Origin of the sequence: Luteimonas arsenica (assembly GCF_004352825.1) — a bacterium.
Lineage (GTDB): Bacteria > Pseudomonadota > Gammaproteobacteria > Xanthomonadales > Xanthomonadaceae > Luteimonas > Luteimonas arsenica.
In genome coordinates this window covers 1,183,141-1,206,949 of the sequence record NZ_SJRW01000001.1, presented here as the reverse complement: position 1 = coordinate 1,206,949, position 23,809 = coordinate 1,183,141, and the positions used below count along the sequence as shown (strand labels likewise).

General features: G+C 69.3%; 19 protein-coding genes and 4 tRNA genes. 10 read left to right on the top strand and 13 right to left on the bottom strand.

Annotated features, from left to right (window positions below; all coding sequences use genetic code 11):
* Positions 1-6: 6 nt before the first annotated feature.
* Both coaD and rsmD read right to left on the bottom strand, forming a co-directional pair.
* Positions 7-507 carry a pantetheine-phosphate adenylyltransferase gene (gene coaD, locus E2170_RS05500; RefSeq protein WP_132999586.1) on the bottom strand — a complete coding sequence of 167 codons (501 nt, stop codon included), beginning with the start codon at positions 505-507 and terminating at the stop codon, positions 7-9.
* Positions 508-574: 67 nt separating this feature from the next.
* On the bottom strand, positions 575-1,207 hold the full coding sequence (rsmD, locus tag E2170_RS05495; RefSeq protein ID WP_165942168.1) for a 16S rRNA (guanine(966)-N(2))-methyltransferase RsmD: 633 nt from the start codon (positions 1,205-1,207) through the stop codon (positions 575-577).
* 37 nt (positions 1,208-1,244) lie between these two features.
* On the opposite strand from rsmD, the gene ftsY reads away from it, so the two are divergent.
* The 3 genes from ftsY to E2170_RS05480 are packed head-to-tail and all read left to right on the top strand — an operon-like array spanning position 1,245 to position 3,930.
* Positions 1,245-2,552, top strand: a complete 1,308-nt coding sequence (gene ftsY, locus E2170_RS05490; RefSeq protein WP_132999584.1) for a signal recognition particle-docking protein FtsY — start codon at positions 1,245-1,247, stop codon at positions 2,550-2,552.
* Positions 2,549-3,658 (top strand): A/G-specific adenine glycosylase, encoded by a 1,110-nt coding sequence (gene mutY / locus E2170_RS05485; protein WP_243708063.1) that lies wholly within the window; start codon positions 2,549-2,551, stop codon positions 3,656-3,658. The genes ftsY and mutY overlap by 4 nt, the downstream gene beginning before the upstream one ends.
* Positions 3,655-3,930: an oxidative damage protection protein gene (locus E2170_RS05480; protein WP_132999583.1), complete on the top strand. Its 276-nt coding sequence runs from the start codon at positions 3,655-3,657 to the stop codon at positions 3,928-3,930. Before mutY ends, E2170_RS05480 begins: the two co-directional genes overlap by 4 nt.
* Here E2170_RS05480 and E2170_RS05475 read toward each other — a convergent pair.
* Positions 3,906-4,358 (bottom strand): DUF6491 family protein, encoded by a 453-nt coding sequence (locus E2170_RS05475; protein ID WP_132999582.1) that lies wholly within the window; start codon positions 4,356-4,358, stop codon positions 3,906-3,908. The two genes, E2170_RS05480 and E2170_RS05475, sit on opposite strands and share 25 nt — an antisense overlap.
* 151 nt (positions 4,359-4,509) lie before the next feature.
* Here E2170_RS05475 and E2170_RS05470 point away from each other — a divergent pair.
* A tRNA-Phe gene (locus tag E2170_RS05470) sits at positions 4,510-4,585 on the top strand.
* 63 nt (positions 4,586-4,648) lie between these two features.
* Complete coding sequence (locus tag E2170_RS05465; RefSeq protein WP_132999581.1) at positions 4,649-5,932, top strand: DUF445 domain-containing protein; 1,284 nt, start codon at positions 4,649-4,651, stop codon at positions 5,930-5,932.
* Between the two features lie 9 nt (positions 5,933-5,941).
* On the opposite strand, the gene E2170_RS05460 is transcribed toward E2170_RS05465, so the two are convergent.
* Positions 5,942-6,982 carry an SDR family oxidoreductase gene (locus E2170_RS05460; RefSeq protein ID WP_132999580.1) on the bottom strand — a complete coding sequence of 347 codons (1,041 nt, stop codon included), beginning with the start codon at positions 6,980-6,982 and terminating at the stop codon, positions 5,942-5,944.
* Positions 6,983-7,103: 121 nt separating this feature from the next.
* Here E2170_RS05460 and E2170_RS05455 point away from each other — a divergent pair.
* A tRNA-Val gene (locus tag E2170_RS05455) sits at positions 7,104-7,178 on the top strand.
* Between the two features lie 55 nt (positions 7,179-7,233).
* Here E2170_RS05455 and E2170_RS05450 read toward each other — a convergent pair.
* From E2170_RS05450 to E2170_RS05430, 5 genes are all read right to left on the bottom strand, one after another.
* Positions 7,234-8,478 carry an EAL domain-containing response regulator gene (locus E2170_RS05450; protein ID WP_132999579.1) on the bottom strand — a complete coding sequence of 415 codons (1,245 nt, stop codon included), beginning with the start codon at positions 8,476-8,478 and terminating at the stop codon, positions 7,234-7,236.
* Positions 8,475-8,927: an Hpt domain-containing protein gene (locus E2170_RS05445; RefSeq protein ID WP_165942167.1), complete on the bottom strand. Its 453-nt coding sequence runs from the start codon at positions 8,925-8,927 to the stop codon at positions 8,475-8,477. Before E2170_RS05445 ends, E2170_RS05450 begins: the two co-directional genes overlap by 4 nt.
* An 81-nt stretch (positions 8,928-9,008) precedes the next feature.
* Positions 9,009-10,643 carry a serine hydrolase gene (locus E2170_RS05440; protein WP_484496901.1) on the bottom strand — a complete coding sequence of 545 codons (1,635 nt, stop codon included), beginning with the start codon at positions 10,641-10,643 and terminating at the stop codon, positions 9,009-9,011.
* A 70-nt stretch (positions 10,644-10,713) separates the two neighbouring features.
* A complete protein-coding gene (locus E2170_RS05435; RefSeq protein WP_132999577.1) occupies positions 10,714-13,755 on the bottom strand; it encodes a TonB-dependent receptor in 3,042 nt (1,013 codons plus the stop codon).
* 49 nt (positions 13,756-13,804) lie between these two features.
* Positions 13,805-15,283 (bottom strand): transglutaminase-like domain-containing protein, encoded by a 1,479-nt coding sequence (locus E2170_RS05430; RefSeq protein ID WP_132999576.1) that lies wholly within the window; start codon positions 15,281-15,283, stop codon positions 13,805-13,807.
* Between the two features lie 257 nt (positions 15,284-15,540).
* On the opposite strand from E2170_RS05430, the gene E2170_RS05425 reads away from it, so the two are divergent.
* The 4 genes from E2170_RS05425 to E2170_RS05410 all read left to right on the top strand — a co-directional run bounded on the left by E2170_RS05425 (position 15,541) and on the right by E2170_RS05410 (position 20,234).
* Positions 15,541-16,938, top strand: coding sequence for a C40 family peptidase (locus E2170_RS05425; protein WP_132999575.1), 1,398 nt, complete (start codon positions 15,541-15,543; stop codon positions 16,936-16,938).
* A gap of 16 nt (positions 16,939-16,954) precedes the next feature.
* On the top strand, positions 16,955-18,058 hold the full coding sequence (locus tag E2170_RS05420) for a dipeptide epimerase (RefSeq protein WP_132999574.1): 1,104 nt from the start codon (positions 16,955-16,957) through the stop codon (positions 18,056-18,058).
* A 7-nt stretch (positions 18,059-18,065) separates the two neighbouring features.
* Entirely contained in the window at positions 18,066-18,902 is an 837-nt protein-coding gene (locus E2170_RS05415; RefSeq protein WP_132999573.1) for a MurR/RpiR family transcriptional regulator, read from the top strand.
* An 87-nt stretch (positions 18,903-18,989) separates the two neighbouring features.
* A complete protein-coding gene (locus E2170_RS05410; protein ID WP_132999572.1) occupies positions 18,990-20,234 on the top strand; it encodes a dicarboxylate/amino acid:cation symporter in 1,245 nt (414 codons plus the stop codon).
* Positions 20,235-20,251: 17 nt separating this feature from the next.
* Here E2170_RS05410 and E2170_RS05405 read toward each other — a convergent pair whose 3' ends face one another.
* From E2170_RS05405 to E2170_RS05390, 4 genes are all read right to left on the bottom strand, one after another.
* On the bottom strand, positions 20,252-21,883 hold the full coding sequence (locus E2170_RS05405; RefSeq protein WP_132999571.1) for an FMN-binding glutamate synthase family protein: 1,632 nt from the start codon (positions 21,881-21,883) through the stop codon (positions 20,252-20,254).
* Between the two features lie 107 nt (positions 21,884-21,990).
* Positions 21,991-22,078 (bottom strand) — tRNA-Leu (locus E2170_RS05400).
* A gap of 118 nt (positions 22,079-22,196) precedes the next feature.
* Positions 22,197-22,283: transfer RNA gene (locus E2170_RS05395), tRNA-Leu, on the bottom strand.
* A gap of 37 nt (positions 22,284-22,320) precedes the next feature.
* Entirely contained in the window at positions 22,321-23,550 is a 1,230-nt protein-coding gene (locus E2170_RS05390) for an MraY family glycosyltransferase (RefSeq protein WP_165942166.1), read from the bottom strand.
* Positions 23,551-23,809: the final 259 nt, after the last annotated feature.

Sequence of the window (23,809 nt, the reverse complement as noted above, 5' to 3'; positions counted from 1 at the left end):
GTGAGTCTAGCCCGCGCGGCGCCATTCGGCCTGCAGCGCGCGGTCCACCGCCGCCGGCACGAAGCCCGAGACATCGCCGCCAAGGCGGGAAATCTCGCGTACCAGCGACGAGGAGATGAAGCCGTACTGTTCGGCCGGCGTCAGGAAAAGCGTTTCCACCTCGGGAATGAGGTGGCGGTTCATGCTCGCCAGCTGGAACTCGTATTCGAAGTCCGAAACCGCGCGCAGGCCGCGCAGCAGCACGCCGCCGCCGACCTCGGACACGAAGTGGGCGAGCAGTGAATTGAACCCCCTGACCTCGACGTTGCCGTGGGCGGCCAGGGCTTCGCGCGCAAGCTCCACGCGCAGCGCGAGCGGCAGCGCCGGGCCCTTGGCCGGGCTCTCGGCCACGCCGACGATCAGCTTCTCGAACAGCGGCGCCGCACGGTTGACCAGGTCGACGTGGCCGTTGGTGATCGGATCGAAGGTGCCGGGATAGACCGCGATCCTGTTTCGGGCTGTGCTCATGCCTGGCTGCGCCGTGGTTTGGGATGCTGGAGCCTGCGCGAGTGTATCAGCGCCGCGGGGCCGCAGATCAGGCCACGGCGGCGCTTCGCCGGTACAGGGCGTGATGGGCGTCGCGGCTTGCCGACTCGCGGTGCAGCCGCCAGCCCGGGCCGGGCGCGGCCGGGGCCTGGGCCGGGGACTCCAGGTAGAGCCAGGCGTCGTCGGCCAGCCACGGCGCCAGCCGTTCCAGGGCCGGCGCCCAGGCATCGGCATCGAAGGGCGGGTCCAGGAACACCAGGTCGAAGCGCCCGTGCAGCGGGGCGCGCAGCAGTTCGAGCGCATCCGCCCGCAGCACGGTGGCGGCTTCGCCGGCCTTGAGTCGCTCGCAGGTCTCGCGCAGCGACTGCGCCAGCGCGGGATCGCGCTCCACCAGCAGCGCTGCGCTGGCACCGCGCGACAGGGCCTCCAGGCCCAGCGCGCCGCTGCCGGCGAACAGGTCGAGCACGCGGGCACCGGGCAGCATCGGCTGCAGCCAGTTGAACAGGGTTTCGCGCGCGCGGTCCGAGGTCGGGCGCAGGCCCGGCACCGAGGCCACCGGCAGCTTCGAACCGCGCCAGCGTCCGCCGATGATGCGCACGCTGCCGGGGGCCGTGGATCGGGAGGGAGCGCGGGGGGCCGGTGGTACCATGGCGAGGCATTGTCCGCGCTTGCGCGGCCGCATGCACCCTCCCCCTTCCCTTCCCCTGGTCCGACTCGAGATGGTCAGCTTCTTCCGCCGCTGGAAACCCGACGCCGACAAGGCGAACCCGGCGAAGGACGAAGCCCCGACCTCCATCGCCGCGGCCGCCGCCGAAGCCATCGAAGCCGCCCGCGCCATGGGCGAGGCCGCAGCCGAACGCGCGCCCGATCCGGCGGACGTCGAGCCTGCACCGGCGCCCGCCGCCGGACGCCCAGCACCAGCACCAGCACCCGAACCCGACGTCGCACCTGCGGCAGCGGTTGCGGCCGCGATTCCCGGGGTCCCCACTCCGGAGCCCGGAGCCGTGAAGGCACCGCCGATGTCGGCGCCTCTGCCGCCGACCCGGCTTCCCGAACCCATCGCACCCGCCGCGCCCGCACCCACCCAGGAGAAACCGGCCGCCGCCCCCGGCAAGTCCGGCTGGCGCGAGCGCCTGATGGGCAGCGGCATCGCCCGCGGCCTGGGCGGTCTGTTCTCGCGCAACCCGCGCCTGGACGACGACCTCCTCGACGAGATCGAGACCGCCCTGCTCACCGCCGATGTCGGCATCAGCGCCACCACCGGCCTGGTCGAGTCCCTGCGCAAGCGCATGAAGGCGCGCGAGTTCGCCGACGCCAACGCCCTGCGCAGCGCCCTGCGCGCCGACCTCGTCGCCCTGCTGGAGCCGGTGGCGAAGCCGCTGGTGATCGACCGCGCCGCCAAGCCCTTCGTGATCCTCACCGTCGGCGTCAACGGCGTCGGCAAGACCACCACCATCGGCAAGCTGGCGAAACGCTTCAAGGACGAGGGCCAAGGCCTGATGCTGGCCGCCGGCGACACCTTCCGCGCCGCCGCGGTCGCCCAGTTGCAGGCCTGGGGCCAGCGCAACGGCGTGACCGTCGTCGCCCAGGGCCAGGACGCTGACCCGGCCTCGGTCGCCTACGACGCCCTGCAGGCCGCGAAGGCGCGCGGCACCGACGTCCTGATCGCCGACACCGCCGGCCGCCTGCACACCCAGCAGGGCCTGATGGCCGAGCTGTCGAAGATCAGGCGCGTGCTCGGCAAGCTCGACCCCGCCGCGCCGCACGAGGTGCTGCTGGTGATCGACGGCACCACCGGCCAGAACGCGCTCAGCCAGCTGCGCCACTTCCACCAGGCGGCCAACATCACCGGCCTGGTGGTCACCAAGCTCGACGGCACCGCCAAGGGCGGCGTGGTGTTCGCGCTGGCGCGGGAATTCGGCATCCCGATCCGCTTCGCCGGCATCGGCGAGCGCCCCGAAGACCTGCGCGTGTTCGATGCCGAGGCCTTCGTCGACGCCCTGCTGCCGGAGGCGCTCGGCGCGTGAAGCCGGGCAAGGGGGCCGCGCTCGCCGCGGCTGATGCCGGCGCCGACGCATTCGCCGCACCCCTGCTGGCCTGGTTCGACGCCCACGGCCGCCACGACCTGCCCTGGCAGCATCCGCGCACGCCCTACCGGGTGTGGCTTTCGGAAATCATGCTGCAGCAGACCCAGGTGCGCACGGCGATGCCGTACTTCCAGCGTTTCGTCGACGCCCTGCCCTCGGTCGCCGCGCTGGCCGCCGCGCCGCTGGACGACGTGCTCGGCCTGTGGTCGGGACTGGGCTACTACGCCCGCGCGCGCAACCTGCATGCCGCCGCGCGCGCCTGCGCGGAGCTGCACGGCGGCGAGTTGCCGCGCGACTTCGACGCCCTGGTCGCGCTGCCCGGCATCGGCCGCAGCACCGCTGGCGCGATCCTCGCCCAGGCCTGGGGCGACCGCTTCGCGATCCTGGACGGCAACGTCAAGCGCGTGCTCGCCCGCTACCACGGCGTGGAGGGCTGGCCGGGGCAGTCGGCAGTGGAGAAGCGATTGTGGACGCTGGCCCGCGGCCACCTGCCCGGCGAGCGCCTGGCCGACTACACCCAGGCGCAGATGGACCTCGGCGCCACCGTCTGCACCCGCCACGCCCCCGCCTGCGGCGACTGCCCGCTGCAGCCGGGATGCGAAGCGCACGCCAGCGGCCGAACCGACGAGTTGCCCACGCCAAAGCCCGGCAAGCCCCTGCCCACCCGTGAAGCGGTGCTGCTGGTGCTGCGTGACGCCGAGGGCCGCGTGCTGATGCAGCGCCGCCCGCCCGCAGGCGTCTGGGCGCAGCTGTGGTCGCTGCCGGAGGCCTCCGGCGAGGCGGCCGCGCACGACTGGTTCGACGCCCACGTCCAAGGCGATTTCGCGCGCGGCGAGGCGCTGGACACCATCGCCCACGTCTTCAGCCACTACCGCTTCAACATGCACCCGCGGCGCTGGCGCCCGGTCGCCACCGCCTCCGCCGTGCGCGACAATGGCGACCTGCGCTGGATCGGCCGCGATGCGATGGCCGGCCTCGGCATCCCCGCCCCCGTGCGGACGCTGCTCGAAGCGCAGTTCGACCAGGACCAGGAGAACCCGACGTGAGCCGCACCGTGTACTGCGAATACGAGAAGCGCGAGACCGAAGGCCTCGACTTCGTGCCCTGGCCGGGCGAACTCGGCAAGCGCGTGTTCGCCGGCATCGGCAAGACCGCCTGGGCCGCCTGGCTGGCGCACCAGACCATGCTGATCAACGAGAACCGGCTCTCGCCGATGGACCCGGAACACCGGGCCTTCCTGGAGCGCGAGATGGAGAAGTTCCTGTTCGGCGGCGGCGCCGAGAAGCCGGCCGGCTACGTGCCCGAAGCCTCCGCCTGAGCCCCGTCCCGCGCCGCCTTCTCGGCGGCCTTGATCTTCGTGGTGTCCAGCGGGCGGATCTCGCTGATCCGGCAAGGAAGCTGGATCGAGCTGCGGTTGTGCACCATCACCTTGTCGAAGCCCGCGTAGACGCGGTTGGCCTGGCTGGTCAGGCTGATCATCGGCGTGAAGTCGATGTCCTGGCAGCGGCCGTCGAAGGTCAGCAGGAAAGCTTCGCTCGGCCGCGTCCAGACCGCGATGTTGCGGTCGTCCAGCGGCGTCCAGCCATTGATGCGGCCGAGGTAGCTGAAGCTGTTGACCGGCTCGCCCGCGGCCGAACGGTAGGTGGCCAGCTTCTGGCCGTCATCCAGCGAGCCGGTGCTGGCGCAGCCAGGTAGAACCATCATCCCGCACAGCACGGCGGCGGCCGCGAGAACCTTGAGCTGCATGGTGACCTCCCGCCGCGGTGCGGCGTCGAAATGCCGGACCTGATCATCGCGCAGACGGCGTGTGGCGGCTGTAGTGAGCGGGAGGGTGTTCAGGCAGGAGATGGTCTTGCCTCGCCGCCGGGGGCTCCCGTATCATTGCGGGCTCGCCAGTGGCCGGGTAGCTCAGTTGGTAGAGCAGGGGATTGAAAATCCCCGTGTCGGGGGTTCGATTCCCTCCCCGGCCACCACTCGCGAGACACAGGAAACCCGCCTTGCGCGGGTTTTTTCATGCATCGCGCTAACCTTTGCCGATGGCTCCCTTTTCCGATCCCCGCGAAGCCGCGCTGCGCCGCCGCAAGGCCATCGCGCTCGGCCTGCTGGCGTTCGCCGGCCTCGGGCTGGCCGTGGTCTCGGTGCTCGAACGCACCCACCCGCACTGGGCCTTCGGCTTCCTGGCCGCCGTGTTCGAAGCCGCGCTGGTGGGCGGCCTGGCCGACTGGTTCGCCGTGGTCGCCCTGTTCCGCCACCCGCTGGGCATGGGCTGGATCCCGCACACGGCGATCATCCCGTCGAAGAAGGACGCCCTCGGCGCCAGCCTGGCCGACTTCATCTGCGACCACTTCCTGGGCACCCGCCAGGTGGCCGAAAAGCTGCAGTCGATGGACATCGCCGGCTCGATCGCCGGCAAGCTCGCGGATTCGGCGTTCTCGCAGACCATGGGACGTGCGCTGGCCAACGCCCTGCCCCGCATCCTCGACGCGCTCGACAGCGAGGAACTGCACCGCTTCCTGCACCGCATGGCCGACGCCCGCCTGCGCGGAGTGGACCTGTCCGGCGTGGTCGCGGTGCTGCTGCGCCAGCTCACCGACGATGGCCGCCACCAGGCCCTGGTCGACGCCGGGCTGGCCTATGCCGGCGACGTGCTGGCCGCGCCCGGCACCCATGAACGCATCTCCGACATGGCCTCGCGCGAGCTGTGGAAGGTGCTGCGCTACCTCAAGCTCGAGGGCGTGGTGGCCGACAGGGTCGCCGACAAGCTGGTCGCCGGCATGACCGGCATGGTCAACGACATGGCCGCCGACCGCGACCACGAGATGCGGCAGCGCATCGGCACCGAGTTCGAGCGCCTGATCCTGCGCCTGGAGGACGACCCCGCCCTGCGCGAACGGGTCAACGCCTTCCGCGACCAGCTGATCGAGGACTCCGACCTGTCGCGCTACCTGCGCAGCCTGTGGCGCGACCTCGCGGCCTGGATCCGCGACGACGTCGAACGCGAGGATTCCACCATCGCCTCGCGCATCGCCGGCGTCGGCGCCGAGATCGGCACCAGGCTCGCGGCCGATGACGACATGCGCGCCTGGATCAACGGGGGCATCGTCGGACTGGTCCTGCCCGAAGTCGAGCGCTACCGCGAGGGCATCCGCGGCTTCATCGTCGAGCGCGTGCATCAGTGGAGCGCGGAGGAACTCACCCGCGAGCTGGAACTGGCGGTCGGCTCGGACCTCCAGTTCATCCGCTACAACGGCACTGCCGTGGGCGCGCTGATCGGCGGCATCCTGTATGGCCTGGTGCACGGCATCCAGGCGCTGGTCTGAGGCGCTCCATCAACCGCGCGGCCCGCCCATCACGGGCAGGATCACGCCGTTGACGTAGGAGGACATCACCGGCGAGGCGAGGAACACGAAGGCCGGCGAGATTTCCTCGGGCTGGGCCGGCCGGCCCATGTCACTGTCCCTGCCGAACTCCGCCACGTCCGGCGCCAGCTTGTCCGCGGGGTTGAGCGGCGTCCACACCGGCCCCGGCGCCACGCAGTTCACGCGGATGCCTCGGCCCAACAGGTTGCTGGCCAACGCCATGGTGAAAGCGTGGATCGCGCCCTTGGTGGCGGAGTAGTCGAGCAGCTTCGGGCTGCCGAAGATGCCCGTCTCCGAGCCGGTGTTGATGATGCTGGCCCCCTCCTCCATGTGCGGCAGCGCCGCACGCGCCATGTGGAAATAGCCGGCGATGTTGGTCTGCAGGGTTTCCTGCAGGTGGCGGTCGCTCAGGTCTTCCAGGCGCTCGACGTGCTGCTGGAAGGCCGCGTTGTTGACCAGCACGTCCAGCCGGCCGAAGGCCTTGACCACCTTGCGCACGGCGTCCTTGCAGAACTTCGGGTCGCGCACGTCGCCGGCAATGACCACACAGCGGCGGCCCTCGGCTTCGACGTGGCGGCGGGTTTCGGCCGCATCCTTCGCCTCGGCCAGATGCAGCACCGCGACGTCGGCGCCCTCGCGCGCGAACAGCACCGCCACCGCCCGGCCGATGCCTGAATCGCCACCGGTGACGATGGCGGCCATGCCTTCCAGCTTGCCGCTGCCTTCGTAGCCGGGCGCCTCGAAACGTGGCTCCAGATCCAGTGCGTGCTCGTGTCCCGGCTTGGCCAGGTGCTGCGCCGGCATGGGGTTGGTGGGCTGGCGACGGTCGCCGGCCTGGGCGGGCTTCTTCTTCGCGGGCGCCTTCTTCTTCGCACGCTTCGAGGCCTGCACGGCCTTGTCCTGGATGTCGCGCTGGCGCGCCACGGTCGCCGCGGCCCCGCCCTCGCCCGCCCCGGGAGCCCGCTTGCCGTGCCCCTTGCCGTGTGAAGGCAATGCTCGCTTCGTGGCCATCCTGCACTCTCCGCTACGGTCGACAGACGGCCAACGCTAGCGATGCCGGTGTCGGGAAACCGTGGTGATGGAAACACTTGCGGACCCCCGCACCCGCTGCTGTATACTGCGCGGCCAACTCGGGCGGTTAGCTCAGCGGTAGAGCATTGCCTTCACACGGCAAGGGTCGCAGGTTCGATCCCTGCACCGCCCACCAGTTGGAACCTTGGATCCAGGGGATCTTCGAGAAAGCCGGCCTTGCGCCGGTTTTTTCATGGCTGCTTTCCGGCGGCGGCAAGCACGCGCTCCTGGCGCTGTGGCCATGCCTCCAGCCAGGCGGGAACGGCCGAAGCCGGCATCGGTTCGGCCAACGCCACGCCCTGCCCCATGTTGCACCCCAGTGCACGCAGGCAAACAAGGTCCTCGGGGTCATCCACGCCCTTGGCAACCGCCAGGACATCGAGTTCGCGGGCCAGCGCCAGCGTGGCCTGCACGATCGCCCGGCGCGACGTGTCCCGGGCGACGCCCCCCACGAAACTGCGGTCGATCTCCAGCTCCGAGAACGGCAGGTCGGCCCAATGCGCCAGGTTGGAGAACCCGGTCCCGAATTCGTCGATCACCAGGCGCACGCCCTTCAAGCGCAGCCGGCTCAGGATGTCCAGCAAGGCGGGCGATTCGAGCGGCAGGCGGGCCTCGGACAGCACCAGCACCAGGCGCTGCATCGGAAAGCCGGCCGCTTCGGCAAGCGCGGTCAGCCGATCGGGAACGCCGAGATCCTGGAAACTGGCCACCGAGAACTTGACCACCATGTCCAGCCCGGGCCAGTCCGCCGACCAGGCCTTCGCATCATGCAGCGCATTGGCCACCGTCGCCCTCGCCAGGGGCATGGCGAGCGGGTTCTGTTCCACCAGCGGCAGGAAATCGTCTTCAGCCATGATGCCGCGCGTCCCGTGCTGCCACCGCGCCAGCGCCCGCATGCCCACCACGTCGCCCGTGTGCAGGTCGATCCTGGGCTGGTACTCGTTGAAAAGTTCGCCCGCGGCGATCGCCTTCTCCAGCGCCACAACATCCGCCAGCGACGCCGGCGACGCCGGCGACGCATTCGCACCCGACGCCTGCGCCGACTCCGGGCGGCGCGGCGCCAGCATTGCGCGGAGCGCACCGGGTTCGACCGGCTTGCGGAGCGTGCCCCGCACGTCCAGCCCATGCCGCAGGGCCAGCTGCTCCACTGTCTGCAGCAGGCGCGGAGCGGCGCCACTGATCAACACCAGCCCGCCGCTGTAGCCCATTGCCGCCAGATGGCGCACGAACTCGACGCCATCCATGCCCGGCATCTGCAGGTCGCACAGCACCAGGCCGAAGCCGTTCGGTGCCGCCTCGACCCGGGCGAGCGCATCCGCGCCGCCCGAACTCGACTCGATCACCTCGAAACCGCTGGCTTTCAGGCCCAGCGCGCGCAGCTGGATCTGCAGCAGGCGGGTGGTGAACTCGTCGTCATCAACTATCAGGATCTTCATGGCCTAATCCTTGAGCAACCATGCGGTGCCGCGGTCTGGGTCTCCCGCCACTGGCGCGTCGCGGACAACGTTTCTTCCAGGGCGTCCAGCACGCCCGCCACCAAGGGTCCCCCGGACGCGGGATCGCCCGCGGCTCCCGACTTCTCCAGCTCGGCGCAGCGAGCGGCCAGCGGCATCGCACCGACCGACAGTGCCGAAGATTTGAGCTTGTGCGCCAGCGCCGCGGCCCCAAGCGGCCCGCCTGCGGATTCCGGATGCTGCAACTCGCCACCGATGGCGGCGGCAACGTCCTCGAAGAGGGTGACGACCTCCAGCAAGACGGCGGAATCGTCACCTAAAAGTTCACGGAGGACCTGGATGTCGAACGCCGGGACGATTGACGCCCCGGCCGATGCGAACGCGTTCGCACCCACCCCTTCGTGCCTGACGGTATCCGTCCGTGCTGCCACGCCCACTCCAAGGAGCAGCGACTCCCTGCCGCAAACCCCGACAGAATACCGAATCTCTGTGCAACGACTGGGTGTACGGGATCACATACTTGATGTCGGACAGCCTCCCAGCCGCTGAAAAGCCAGGTCTTCGTAGTCGTAGCTGAAGTCGGCCTCGGGATCGACCTTGGACATCGTCAGGCGCGGCGGGCCGTCGCCGGGACCGGAGGCGAAGTCCAGCCAGGCATCGGCGTCGGCGCCCAGGGTGTCGAAATCGACCAGCAGTCGATCTCCGGCGCGCAGCAGCGGGCCCGCCAGCCGGGGCGATTTCAGCGCTTCGAAGCGCACCCCGTCTTCGCTGGCGCAGACCGAGATCTCGCCGAACCACGGGTCGCGGTAGCGGCCGAGCCAGGGGGACAGCGAATCCGCGCTGGCAGCGGTGCGACTCACGGCCGCCGCGATTCCAGGCCGCGCATCGTCGGGCAGCGATGCCCCGGCGGTCGCACTCGCCCTCGCCCCCGCCCGCTCCGCCGCCAGCGCATCCGCGTAGAACGCCACGGTCCTGCCCGCTTCCGGCGCTGTGAAGTGCTTCGCCAGCACCTGCTCCAGCACGGTGCGTGCCTCGCCGGCATCGGCGTTGAACAGGATCACGAAGCCCGCATCCAGCTCCGGCAGCAGGGTCACCGCCGAGTACATGCCCGACAGCGTGCCGGTGTGTGCAACCTTCGCCGTGCCGTCGATGTCGTTGAGGCGCCAGCCGTGGCCATAGGCGTAGTAGTGGCTGCGGTTCCAGTCGCGCATGCGCCGGCCCAGCGGCATCGGCATGTGCGGGGTCCACGCGGCCTCGCGCTGCCCGGCCGAAAGCCAGGGACGGCCCGCGTCGTCGCGCGCACCGGGATCCAGCCAGGCCCGTACCCAGCGCAGCATGTCGTCCAGCCCGCAGCGCACGCCCCCGGCCGCCGCCATCGGCATGTCGGCCACGACCTCGCCGTCGGGACGCGCCACCCAGGCGCCATCGCGTCGACCGTGCGGCGCGGCCACGGAGCCGGCACCGTCGATGCGCCACTCCCCGATCCTGCAGCCGTCCATGCGCAGCGGTTCGAACACTTCGCGGCGCAGCAGCACGTCGAACGGCGCCCCGCCGGCCGCTGCGGCCACTTCCCCGGCGACGATGTACAGGGTGTTGTCGTAGGCGTAGCGCGAACGGAAACTCCAGCGCGGCTTCAGGTGCGCCAGGCCGGCGATCACGTCCTCGCGGGTGAACGAGTTCGGCTCGGGCCACAGCATCAGGTCGCCGGCGCCGGGGCCCAGGCCGCTGTTGTGGATGAGCAGGTCACGCACCTGCATCTCGCGCGTCACCCAGTCTTCGTGCATGCGGAAGCCCGGCAGGTGTTTCACCACCGGATCGTCCCAGGCCAACAGGCCGGCATCGACCTGCCGCGCGAGCAGTGCGGCGGTCATGGCCTTGGTGTTGGAGGCGACCTTGAACAGGGTGTCGCGTCCGATGGCGCTGCCGCTCCCCGCGACCGTCTCGCCGCGCAGCTCGACCTGGCGGACCTCGCCATCGACGACGATGCCCACGGCGATGCCGGGCAAGCCATAGCGCGCCACCACCTCATCCACGGCCTCCGTGACCGCCGCGGCCGGCCAGGTCCCGTCACGAGCCAGCGCCTTCCCCGACGCGAAAAAAATCGCGGCCGTGGCAACGACCGCGAAGAGGACCGCCCTTCCTGCCACTACTCCCCCTCCCCGCCGCGGGGAGGCGGCCGCCGTTCCGGCGCCGGCCGCCTCCCCCTTGCACGGGTGATCAGAAGTTCCAGGTCACCACCAGCTGCGCGTAGCGCGGTGACTGCCAGCGGGTGCCGGTGCCCCAGAGGCCACGCGACACACCGGGATTGGCCTCGTAGCGCTGGCGCACATTGATCACTTCCTGCTCGTTGAGCAGGTTGTAGACGGACAGCCTGGCCTTGAGGTCGATGCCTTCCACCGGAAGCGTCCAGGTCACGTTCATGCCCATGTTGTAGGTCCAGGGCATCCGGCCGCCCGCGCCGCGCCCGGCGTATTCGAACACCCGGTCGGCCATCGGACCGCTGCAGTTCTGCACGCAGTGCCAGAAGGTGCCGCCGCCCGAGCCTTCGGTGACGAAGCTGGCGCCGCCCGTGCTGTCGTCGGGCCACAGCACGCCGAACTGGTTGATTGGCGCGCCCGACATCGCGGTCAGGATGCCGCCGACCGACCACTGCTCGTTGAACGCATAGCTGCCGCGCAACTTGATCTGGTGCCGGCGGTCGTTGAACAGCGGGCCGTAATCCTGGTTGTTCGACGGATGATCCCAGTACTGGACCATGCCCGTGTCGCCATAGTTGGTGTCGGAGTTGACCGGCCCCTCGTGGTTGCCATCAGACTTCGACCAGATGTAGGAGGCGTTGAACGCCCACTTTTCGTCCCAGGCGCGATCGATCTGGAACTCCACCGAGGTGTAGGTGCGTTTGGGCTCGGAATAGCCCACCACCTCGCCGCTGCCGCCCTTGATGTAGCCGTCCTTCGAGGTATCGATCGTGATCCAGCCTTCGGCATCGCAGCCGATGCTGGCGTCGCCCCAGATCGTCAGCGGTTTGCCGGGGTTGGCGATCGGCCAAAGGTTGTAGCCCACCGGGCCGCAGGGCGTGTGGTTGATGCGGACATCGTCGAGCGCGTTCTTCATCCGCCGGTAGGTCGCGTTCACGCCCCAGGACCAGGCCTGGTTGATCATGCTCTGGTAACCGAGGATCAACTCGTCCTGGTAGACCGCGTCCAGGTCGCGGTCGACGCTCTGCCGCAGATCGTTGACCGAGACGTTGTAGCTGGTGTCGACCGGGCCGATCTGCTCGCCGATGATCGGCTCCATGTAAGTGCCCTCGCCCGCCGGGTTGGGCAGCTCGCGCCAGCCCTCCAGCACATAGAAGGTGCGCTCGTCGGTGAGGCCGCCGGCGAAGGTGTAGTTGATGTTGTTGGTTACCGGCAGGTAGTAGCGGCCCAGGTTGCCGAAGAACTTGGAGCTGCCGTCGCCCTTCATGTCCCAGGAGAAGCCGATTCTCGGCGACACCAGGTTGTCCATCTTGATGAAGCTGCCGCCGCTCGCGGTCTTGTTCTCGAAGCTGTCGACGCGCACGCCGAGGTTGAGCAGGAAGTCCGGGGTGACGCTCCAGGTGTCCTCGACGTAGTAGGCGCTGGCCTCGGTCTCGAACACGCCACCATCGACACGGCGGCGCCCCATCATCACCTCGGTCACACCGGGCGGCACCAGACTCCCGTTGTCGAGCTCGTCGCCGGGAGACATGACGTAGGCGGTGTAGCGCATGCCCGTGGGGCCGGGATAGAAGCTGGTGCGGTCGGTGGTCATCTTCTCGTGATCGATACCGAACCGGATCTGGTGGTTGCCCAGGGCCCATTCGAAGTCCAGGCGGCCGACTTCACGTTCGTCCTCGTGCGCCACGATCATTGCCGAGGTCGGGTGGCAACCCAGGGCGGGCTGGCCCATGGCCTCGTACACATCATCGTACGAATCGCTGTAGAAGACCTGTTCGCAGGGGCCGTCGGCCGGCGAGGACACGAAGGACCTGCTGCGATTGACGCCATACATCGCCTTGGCGATGAAATTCTCGCCGAAGTAACCGGTATAGGTCGCCGAACCGCTCTTGCCGCCACTCTCGGTGATGCTGACGCCCGTGGCATCGCCGACCTCACCCGCGTTCCAGTCGTAGGCATAGGTCGTGCTCCCGGAGTCGCCCTCATCCGAGAATGCAAGCAGCTCCAGGAGATGGTCGTCGGTGATGCGCCAGTCCATCTTCGCGCCCCAGAACCCGTTGTCCGACGACCCATCGAACCAGGAGCTGCCGTCATTGGACGTGTTCCTGGAGTCGCTGTCGCGCTGTTCGTACATCGCGAACAGGAACAGCCGGTCGCGGACCAGCGGCCCGGACGCCCATATGTTGGCCTTGGTGAAGCTGCTGCCATCGCGGCTGGCGCGATAGGTCGACGACACCGGCGTACCGTCGGAGTTCTCGCGTTCGTAGTAATGGTCGTTCGCGCTGGCTTTCCATGCCGCAGGCTCGAAGGTCAGTTCCACGCCACCCTCGAACTCGTTGCCTCCCGACCTCGTGACCGCGTTGATCACGCCGCCGGTGGCGCGGCCGAACTCGACCGAGTAGCCGCCGGTCTTGACCTGGTACTCGCGGAAGAAGGCGAATGGCGCCGAAGAGAAGCTCTGGCGACGATAGAAGTCAGTGACGTTGAGCCCGTTGATGAAGACCGAGTTCTCCGCCACCGAGGAGCCGCCAAAGGAGATGCCGCCGAAGGACGAGTTGCCGCCGACCACGCCCGGTGCCATCAGGGCCACCGAGGTCAGGCTCTGTTCCACAGGCAACCGGGCCCATTCTTCGCGGGTGATGTTGGTGGCCGACTCGGTCGAGCGCACGTCGACCCGGTTCACCACCCGGCTGCCCACCACGGTCACGCCGTCCAGGTTTGCGATTCCGCCGGCGCTGCCCAGGTTGATGGTCGTGGTGCCGCCGAGCGCGACGCTGAGGCTGACGGGCTCGCCCAAGGGCTGGCCGTCGCGGGTGACGACCAGGGTGTAGTCACCCACCGGAAGCTGGCCCAGGCGATAGGTACCGTCGGCGCCCACCGTCGCCGAGCGGGTCAGCCCGGTCGCCTCGCGAGTCACCACCACCTGGTCGCCGGCGGTTGCACGGCCCGCAACGGCACCCGTTGCACTCTGCGCCATCACCGCCGGCGTGATCGCTGACAGGCAGGCGCCCAAGGCGATACAAAGCGCGGCGCGGCGGAAGTTGGTATGGCTGGCCTTCATCGTTGCTCTCCCCGGAACAGGTCATCAATGGTGGTTGTCTTGCGGTGTCTCAGTCGCGCTCGTCCGTGACCGGCGGCAGCAGCTGCCACTCGAAGTCGTAACTCCACTGGTCGAAATACAGGTTCCCGCCGTCCCACTCGACCTCGCCACGCTGCAGGTCGACGGTTTCCGAACGCGGGTGCTGCTTGGCCGGCACGAACTCGCGCGACCAGTCGTCGTTGAAGGCGATGCGCCAGGCGTCCAGGCCGCCCAGGTAGAAGTCCTGCAGCGCGGGCGCGGCGTCGGGCAGGCGGCCGAAGGTCACGTCCATCGGCACCCAGCCGTAGGGGGCCAGGTACATCCAGCCCCAGTCGTGCATGTTGTTGTATTCGCCGTCGGAGAAGATCCAGCCCGACTGCCAGCGCGCAGGGATGCCGTTCATGCGCAGCAGGGTGATCAGCAGCAGGGTCTGCTGGCCGCAGTCGGCGTGGCCCTGCTCCAGGGCGTGTTCGCCGATGTTGGTGATGGTCGAGTACTCGCGCGCACCGGCCCAGGGAATCGAATCCACGGCGGCAAACAGCTTCTGCGCGATGCGGTAGGGGTTGGTCTCGTCGCCAACCACCTGCGCGGACTTCAGGCGCATGGCGTCGCTGAAGACCACGTGCGGCGCGCGCTCGGCGACGAAGGGCGCCAGCTCCGGGGTGATCTCCGCCGGCACCACTTTCTCCGGGTCGATGTCGGCGTACTGGGCCTGGACGGTCAACTCGTAGGTGACCGAGAACATGGTCGGCTCGCCGGCCACGGCCGGGGCCTCCATGTACACCGTGCGCTGCAGCGCGGATTCCGGCGCCAACTGGTGTGCTGCCGGAACCGTCGACTGCAGTTCGATGCCTTCCTGCTGCCCGGGAATCGCTCGCGGGAACGGCAGCCAGGCGCGGACGGTCTCGCCCGCCGGCACCTGGTCGGGCTTGACCGTCAGGGACTGGGTCACGCGCACGCGCTGCGGCGCGACCGCGCGTTCTCCGCTGGCCAGCGCGGCATCGCGCACCTGCACGTGGTGCGGGTGCGCTTCCTCCAGCGGGCTGTCGTAGAACTTCAGCGGCGTGACGCGGCGCTGGCGCGCCTCCCCGCTCAGCCGGTACAGATTGGACGGGCCGCGGTTGAACCAGCGGCGCTCGCCGTCGATCACCCGCGCTTCAATCAGGCCTTCGGCGTCCCAGCGCGCGAAGTCCGCATCGCTCATGTCCGGGATGTCGCGGCGCAGACGCTCTTTGGCGCCGGCCTCGTCCAGGCGGAAATCCAGCAGGATGCGCCGCATCCGTTCGCGCTGGAACTCGAGCGCCATGCGCTGGTCGGCCCCGAGCGAGGCGTCGTCCAGCGCGGTGGCGATGGCGGCTTCGGCACCCTTGAAGTCACCGGCATCGACCAGGTCGACGATGCGCTGCGGCGCGGCCAGCCGCGCACCGATGTCATCGTGGGCCGCGTCTACGACCGGCCGGGATGCGTCGGAATACCCCGCGTTCGCGACCACCGCGCTCCCCGCGATCATCGCAACCAGCACGGCAGCCGCAGCACCGGACGTACGCCCGGCGCGCCGGTGCGGCCCCCTTGCCGCGCTTGTTTTGCTGCACGCTGGATCGACTGCAGGCATCGCTGAAAGCCCCTCTCCTGGCCCCCGGAACTGCGTGCAGGCTGTGTAACATGGGGTTCATTGGTCGTCAATAATTTATTCTTTTTGATTGCATTGCTCGAATCATGTATTCCATGATGCGCTCCGGCACCGATCACGCCGGAAGGGGACGATCCATGCGATCCACCGCGCTGCTCCTCAGCCTCCTGCTCGCATTGCCGGCAGGCCTGGCCGCCCGCGGGCACGCACCCGCCACGCCACCGCTGGCCGTACCGGGCCTGCTCGAGGCCCATCTTTCGCCCGCCCACTGGATCGCCGCCCTGCCCGATCCCGACCGCGTGGTCCTGACGCCGGCGCAGATCGCCGCGCAGAACGCGCGCATGCAGGCCGAAGACCCGTCGATCCATGACCTCGAAGCCCTGCCCGCGCGCATCGACGGCGAGCAGGTGCGCGGCTGGATCGAAGCGCTTTCGAAGCTGCCCGAGCGCGAACTCTTCGACGACGCCGGCCGCCCGGTGCCCAGCGACGCGCTCCGCGACATCCAGGCCAATGCCGCGCTCGATGCCGTACCCGCCAGCCAGGCCACCCGCCACGGCATGGTCGTGGCCCGTGCCGACCTGCGCGCCTTCCCGACCCGCCTGCGCGTCTTCCACTCCGCCGGCGACCGCGACATCGATCGCTTCCAGGAAAGCGCGCTGTTCCCGGGCGATCCCGTCGTCGTCCTGCACGAGAGTCGCGACGGCGAGTGGTATTTCGTGCTCAGCCAGCGCTATGCCGCCTGGATCGAAAAGCAGTACGTCGCCGAGGGCGATCGCGAGGCGATCCACGCCTGGGGCCGCCGCGCGCCCTTCCTGGTGGTGACCGGCGCCACCGCACGCACCGCCTACACCCCGGAGAACCCGCGCGTTTCCGACGTGCAGCTGGAAATGGGCGTGCGCGTGCCGGTGCTGGCCGACTGGCCGGCGATGGAGGCCGTCAACGGCCAGCTTCCGTCGGCCCACCACGTGATCGAACTGCCGGTGCGCGGCGTCAACGGCAGCCTGTCCTTCGAGCCCGCCCTGCTGCCGCGCTCGGCCGAGGTCGCCAGCGACTACCTGCCGCTGACCGAAGCCAACCTGATCCGCCAGTCCTTCAAGTTCCTGGGCGAACGCTACGGCTGGGGGCATTCGTACAACGCCCGCGACTGCAGCGGCTTCGCCTCCGAGATCTACCGCAGCTTCGGCGTGCTGATCCCGCGCAACACCAGCGCGCAGGCGGTCAGCCCCGCGCTCAACCGCCTGCCCTTCGGCGCCGGCGACAGCCACGCCGCCCGCGTGGAGGCGCTGCGCGAAGCGCGCCCCGGCGACCTGGTCTACATCCCCGGCCACGTGATGATGGTGATCGGCCACGGCAACGACGGCGAAGTCTTCGCCATCCACGACACCAGCGGCATGAGCTGGAAGCCCGAGGGCGCCGACGACCTCGTCCGCCTGCACCTCAACGGCGTGGTGGTGACGCCGATCCTGCCGATGATGTCGAACGCGACCACGCCGACCGTCGACCGCATCACCAGCATCCAGCGCATCCGGCCCTGACGGAACCCTGCCGACCATGAAGATCACCGAGATCCGGCTCGCCATGCTGCGGGTTCCACTGAAGACGCCGTTCAAGACCGCGCTGCGCACCGTCGACACCGTCGAGGACATCGTGGTGACGGTCCACACCGACGACGGCCGCATCGGCTACGGCGAGGCCGCGCCGACCGCCGTCATCACCGGCGACACCCACGGCTCGATCGTCGAGGCCATCGGCAAGGTCATCGGCCCGCGCCTGGTCGGACGCGATGTCGCCGACCTCAACCGCAACCTGCAGCTGGTGCAGACCGCCATGGAGCGCAACACCAGCGCCAAGGCCGCGGTCGAGATCGCGCTCTACGACCTCTGGGCCCAGCTCTACGGCGCCCCGCTCTACCGCATGCTCGGCGGCGGCGGCGACCCGGTGGTCACCACCGACCTCACCATCAGCGTCGACTACATCGACAAGATGGTGGCCGATTCGCTGGCGGCCGTGGACCGCGGCTTCGAGTCGCTGAAGATCAAGGTCGGCAAGGACATCGGCCTGGACATCGAACGGGTCAAGGCCATCCACGCCGCGGTCGACGGCCGCGCCCTGCTGCGCCTGGACGCCAACCAGGGCTGGACGCCGAAGCAGGCGGTGTTCGCCATCCACGCCCTGGAAGACGCCGGCGTGCACCTGGAGCTGCTGGAGCAGCCGGTGCCTGCGCGCGACATGGACGGCCTGAAATACGTCACCGAGCGCGTGCACACGCCGGTGATGGCCGACGAAAGCGTGTTCGGCCCCGCGGAAGTGATCGACCTGATCCAGCGCCGCGCCGCCGACATCATCAACATCAAGCTGATGAAGACCGGCGGCATCTCCAACGCCGTGCGCATCGCCGACATCGCCGCGGTGCACGGCGTGGACTGCATGATCGGCTGCATGATCGAGTCCGCGATCAGCGTCGCCGCGGCCGTGCACCTGGCGGTGGCCAAGGCCGGCACCATCACCAAGGTCGACCTCGACGGACCGTCGCTGTGCACCTTCGATCCGGTCGATGGCGGCGTGGAGTTCAACGAGGCCGAGATCGCGATCAGCGACGCGCCGGGGCTGGGCATCCGTTCGGTGCGCGGGCTCGAACCGCTGGCGGGAGGCTGAGCGCGGGATGGCGCCGCTTGCGAAGATCCGCGGGGAGCGCGACCGGATGTCGGCGATCGAACGCCGCATCGCCGACTTCATCCTGGACAACGCCCACCTGCTGCGCGACTACTCCTCGCAGCAGCTCGCCAACGCCCTGGATATCAGCCAGTCCAGCGTGGTGAAGTTCAGCCAGAAGCTGGGTTTCAAGGGCTATCCCGACCTGAAGTTCTCGATCGGCGAATCGCTGGCGCGGCGCGAGTCAGGGAACGGCGAAGGCGAAGCCAGGGCCATCGGGCGCAGCGACGACCCGGGCGTCCTGCTCGCCGAATCGCTGTGGCGGGCCAAGGCCGAGGCCGTGAACGTGACACGCGCCCTCAACACGCACACCGACGTCGCCGCCGTGGCCGAATCGATCCGCGGCGCCAACAAGGTCTACGCCATCGGCATGGGACATGACGGCCTCTACGCGCGCGCGATCGCGATCAAGCTCGCACTGATCGGGCGCACCGCCATCCACCTCTTCGACCCGGCGCTGATGGCGGTGGGCACCTCCTCCACCGCGCCCGGCGACGTCCTGCTGGTGCTGTGCGAGCACGGCCAGGAAGCCGCGCTGTGCCACACCGCGCGACTCTTCCGCCAGCGCGGCGGCAAGGTGGTCACGATTACCCGCCACACCGCGAACGCCCTGCGCGCCCATGCCGACATCGCGCTCCTGGTCAGCGCCCACGACCCGCGGCCGCAGGTGGAACTGCTGCTGTACCAGGCGGCGCTGCAACACCTGCTGGACCTCGTGTTCCTGCTGCTGTGCGAGGACGAGGCGCACCTGCGGATGCTGGTGGAAAACGCGGCGCCGATCGAGTGATGATGCCGCCATGAACATTCCCTGCCGTCGCCTGCCCCGTTCCGTCTCCTCCCTGCTCCCGCTGCTCCAGGGCGGGGTGCACTGATCGTGCGGCGGCTCTCCAACGCGGCCCGCGTTCTGCTGGCGCTGGCCCTGGGTGCGATCGCCGGTCTGCTGCTGTCGTGGCAGGACCCTGAACTCGGCGCCCGGGCCGCCGACCTGGTGCAGCCGATCGGCCGGCTCTGGCTCAACGCCCTGCAGATGACCGTGGTGCCGCTGGTGGCGGCGCTGGTGGTGCTGGGCGTGAACTCGGCCACCGACGCGGCGGCCTCCGGGCGCACCGCGCGGCGCGCGATGGCCGTGTTCGCCGTGCTGCTGATCGCATCGGGCAGCTTCACCGCCTTCATGGCGCCGGGGCTGCTGTCGCTGGTGCCGCGCGACCAGGCGCTGGTCGATGCCTTCCGCCTGGCCATCGGCGCCGACGACACCGTGATCGGCCGCGCGCCCTCCTTCGGCGAGTGGATCACCACCGTCATCCCCAGCAATGCGTTGGCGGCGGCCGCGGCCAACGCCATGCTGCCGCTGGTGGTGTTCTCGCTGTTTTTCGGCTTCGCCGCCACACGCATCGCGCCGGAGCGCCGGGCGCGGCTGCTGGAGCTGGTGCAGGCCATCGCCGACACCATGATCGTGATCGTGCGCTGGGTGCTGCTGGCCGCGCCGATCGGCGTCTTCGCCCTGGTGCTGGCGGTGTGCGCGCGCGTGGGCCTGGCCGTGCTTGGCGCGCTGGGCTGGTACGTGCTGCTGCTGTGCACGCTGTACGTCATGGTCACGCTGATGCTGTACGGCGTGGCCCGCGTGGCCGCGAACGAGCCCGTGCGGCGCTTCCTGCTCGGCATCTTCCCCGCGCAGGTGATCGCCGCCAGCACCCAGTCCTCGCTGGCCTCGCTGCCGGCGATGATCGACTGCGCGCGCAACCGCCTGGGCTATCCGCTGCACATCACCGCCCTGGTCCTGCCGATGGCGGTGTCACTGTTCCGCATCACCAGCCCGGTGCAGTACATCGGCGTGGTGAGCTTCATCGTCTGGATGTACGGCCTGGATCTCAGCGGCCTGCAGATCGGCACCGCCATCGTGCTGTCGGCGTTGATCAGCATGGGCTCGGTGGGCCTGCCCGGGCAGGTCAGTTTCATGACCAACAACCTGCCGGTGACCCAGGCCATGGGCCTTCCGGTGGAGCCGCTGGGCCTGCTGCTGGCAGTGGACAACATCCCGGACATGTTCTCGACCGTGGGCAACGTCAGCGCCGACATGACCGCGACCGCCATCGTGAACCGCTTGGATGGCGGCGGCTGAGACCGCCGCCCAACGGCTCAATGCGTCTTCGAGGCCCGCATCTCAAGCACCCGCGGCGGCGGGGCGAAGGTGTCGGCGCGGGCGATGTCCCAGAAGGCCTTGAACACCGCATGCCGCTCCGGCACGCCGGCCAGCAGCTCGCCGGGCTTCAGGAACTGGTAGACGTTGGCCAGCGAACTCACGTGCAGCTCCGACACCCGGCGCACGATGTGCTCCGGGCCCAGCTCGGCCGGTGACGACAGCCCCGCCGCGCACAGCAGGTCGCGTATCGCGATCAGCGTGTTGCGATGGAAGTGGGCGACCCGGTCGGCCTTGATCTCCACGTCCAGGTGCTTCCAGCGGCGCGGATCCTGGGTAGCGATGCCCGTGGGACAGTGGTCATTGTGGCAACTGCGCGACTGGATGCAGCCCAGCGAGAACATGAAGCCCCGCCCCGCATTGCACCAGTCCGCGCCGATGGCCAGCGTGCGCGCGATGTCGAAGGCGGTGGTGATCTTGCCCGCCGCGGCCACCCGCACCCGGTCACGCAGGTCCAGGCCCACCAGGGTGTTGTGCACCAGCATCAGCGCCTCGTGCATGGGCACGCCGATGTGGTTGACGAACTCCACCGGCGCCGCGCCGGTACCGCCCTCGGCGCCATCGACCACGATGAAGTCCGGCAGGATCCCGGTCTCGCGCATGGCCTTGGCCACCGCGAACCACTCCCAGGGATGGCCGATGGCCAGCTTGAAGCCCACCGGCTTGCCACCCGCCAGCTCGCGCAGCCCGGCCACGAATTCCAGCAGCCCGACCGGCGACCCGAAGGCCGAATGCTGCGCCGGCGACACGCAGTCCACGCCCACCGGAACCCCGCGCGCGGCCGCGATCTCCGGCGTCACCTTCGCCCCCGGCAGCATTCCGCCGTGGCCGGGCTTGGCGCCCTGCGACAGCTTGATCTCGATCATCTTCACCTGTGGATCCGCGGCATTGGCCGCGAAGCGACCGGGATCGAAGCGCCCCTCGTCATCGCGGCAGCCGAAGTAGCCCGAACCGATCTCCCACACCAGGTCGCCGCCGTGCTCGCGGTGGTAGCTGGAGATCGAACCCTCGCCGGTGTCGTGGTAGAAGCCCCCGCGCTTCGCGCCCAGGTTGAGCGCACGGATCGCGTTGGCCGACAGCGAGCCGAAGCTCATCGCCGAAATATTGAACAGGCTGGTCTCGTACGGCGCCGCCCCGCCCTCGCCCACCGTTACCCGGAAATCGTGGTCGGCCAGATGGGTCGGCACCAGCGAATGGTTGATCCACTCGTAGTCCTTGCCGTAGACGTCGTGGATCGTGCCGAAGGGCACCGTGTCCTGCACCCGCTTCGCCCGCTGGTAGACCAGGGCCCGCTGCTCGCGCGAGAACGGCACCTCGTCGGTATCGCGCTCGATGAAGTACTGCCGGATCTCCGGCCCCACCGACTCCAGCCCGTAGCGGAAGTGCGCCATCACCGGATACAGCTGGCGCAGCGTGCTGGTGCGCTGGGTCACGTCGACCAGCCCCAGCAGCGAAAGCGCCCCCGCGATGGCCGCGCCCCACCACCAGTTCGGCGACCAGGACAGCGCCAGCGCGATGCTGAGCACGGTGAAGGCGATGCAGGCGAACCAGACGCTGTAGCGATAGCTCATCGTAGGAACGGGTTGGACGCGCGCCCCGGCGGCGCTGCTGCCATGATCACACAAGCCGGTGGCAAGGCTGCGTGGCAGCACTTTCCGACTCCCTTGATCGCGAAAGCTGGTGCCCGGGGTGGGAATCGAACCCACATGGCCTTGCGGCCGGAAGATTTTAAGTCTCCTGCGTATACCTGGTTTCGCCACCCGGGCCGATGGCGCGGCCCGGGTCACGGGTGCGCAGGGGGGCCAACGCCAGAAGACGCGCGCACCGGCCGCGCACTGAATGCGCATGGCCTCTCGTGCCAGGCGCGACGATATGCAGAAGATGTGGTGCCCGGAGTGGGACTCGAACCCACAATGACCATTGGCCCAGGGAGTTTAAGTCCCCTGCGTATACCGATTCCGCCATCCGGGCAGGCTCGGGGCCCGCCATGATGGCGGAACCCGGTGCTTCAGGCGACGTCTCGTAAGCGCATACGCTCGCGGCGGTCGGCCAGGTCGTTGACCGCCTGGTCATGGCCCGGGTCGTCGGCGCCGAGTCCGGTGCCGTGGCCGCCCGTACCGGTGCCGCTACCGGGCGGCTGACGCGGCGCCTTCACGGGACCGAACACCGGCAGCGCGCGGATCACGGCGAAGAAGCGCAGAACCAGGGCGCGCCGGCTGCTCAGCAGGTACCAGCCCACGCAAAGGCCCAGGAACGCCAGCAGGATCAGCGAATTGGGCACGTCCAGGCGCATCATCTGGCCGGCGACCAGGCCGGTGCAAAGACTGAAGAACGCCAGCGCGATCGCGGCCTGCGTCGGCCCGAAGCCGGCGTCCTGCATGAAGTGGTGGATGTGGTCGCGGCCGGCGGCAAACGGCGAGCGCCCTTCGCGCGTGCGGCGCACGGTCAGCACCAGGCAGTCCATCACCGGGATGGGAATCAGCCACAGCGCCAGCACCGGGTTCACCGGGTGGCCGGCATTCTGGGTCAGGCGGAACACCACCCAGGCCACCACCAGGCCCAGCCAAGCACTGCCGGCGTTGCCCATGAAGGTCTTGGCGCGCGGCTGCCAGGGGAAGCGCATGTTGTAGAGCAGGAAGGCGAACACCACGCCTGCGATCACCAGCGAGATCGTCGCCAGGGAAGGATTGCCCGCATAGGTCGCCGCCGCGGCGAGCATCACCAGACAGGCCGCCACCAGCGAGCCGGCCAGGCCGTCGGCACCGTCGACCATGTTGATCGCGTTGATGATGCCCACGGTGGCGAACACGGTGAAGGGCACCGAGATCCAGCCCAGGTCGCCCGTGCCGAAGATGCCGCCGAGGTTCTCCACGCGCACGCCTGCGCCGTAGACCATGATCAGGGCGGCCACCGCCTGGGCGAGCACGCGCCAGTACCACCGCAGGTCAAAGCGGTCGTCGTACAGGCCGGTGGCCACCAGCAGCAGCGAGGCACCCCAGAACGACACCAGCGTCTCCGACGCAAAGCCGGGCATGAACAGCAGGGTCACCAGCATCACGCCGGCGACCATCGCCAGGCCGCCGATGATCGGCGTTGGGTGCGCGTGGTCCTTGCGGCCTTGGGGGAAGTCGAGCAGGTTCAGGCGTGGCGCCAGCGGATGGAGGATTCTCAGGACACCCCAAGCCACCACGGCGGCAACCAGCGCGTGGCCCAATCCGATCTCCAGCATCCAGTCCATCACGACTCCATTCCCTTCCTTCGCGGCTTCGGCAGGGCAGGCGAGGCACCCCCAACCGAGTGCCAAGCAAGATGCGGGCCAACGAGCGCGGGCTCCGGCGGGAAAACGCATCCGCATACCGATCCGCGCCCATCCTGCCATCCCTCGCATGCACGAAGGATGACGACCGAGGCGGCAAGGTATTAATTTTACGGGCTTTGCTGCGTCGCAACAAGAGTGTTTGCCTTACTCCGACGGCCAGTGCCGGAGCGGGTGCCGC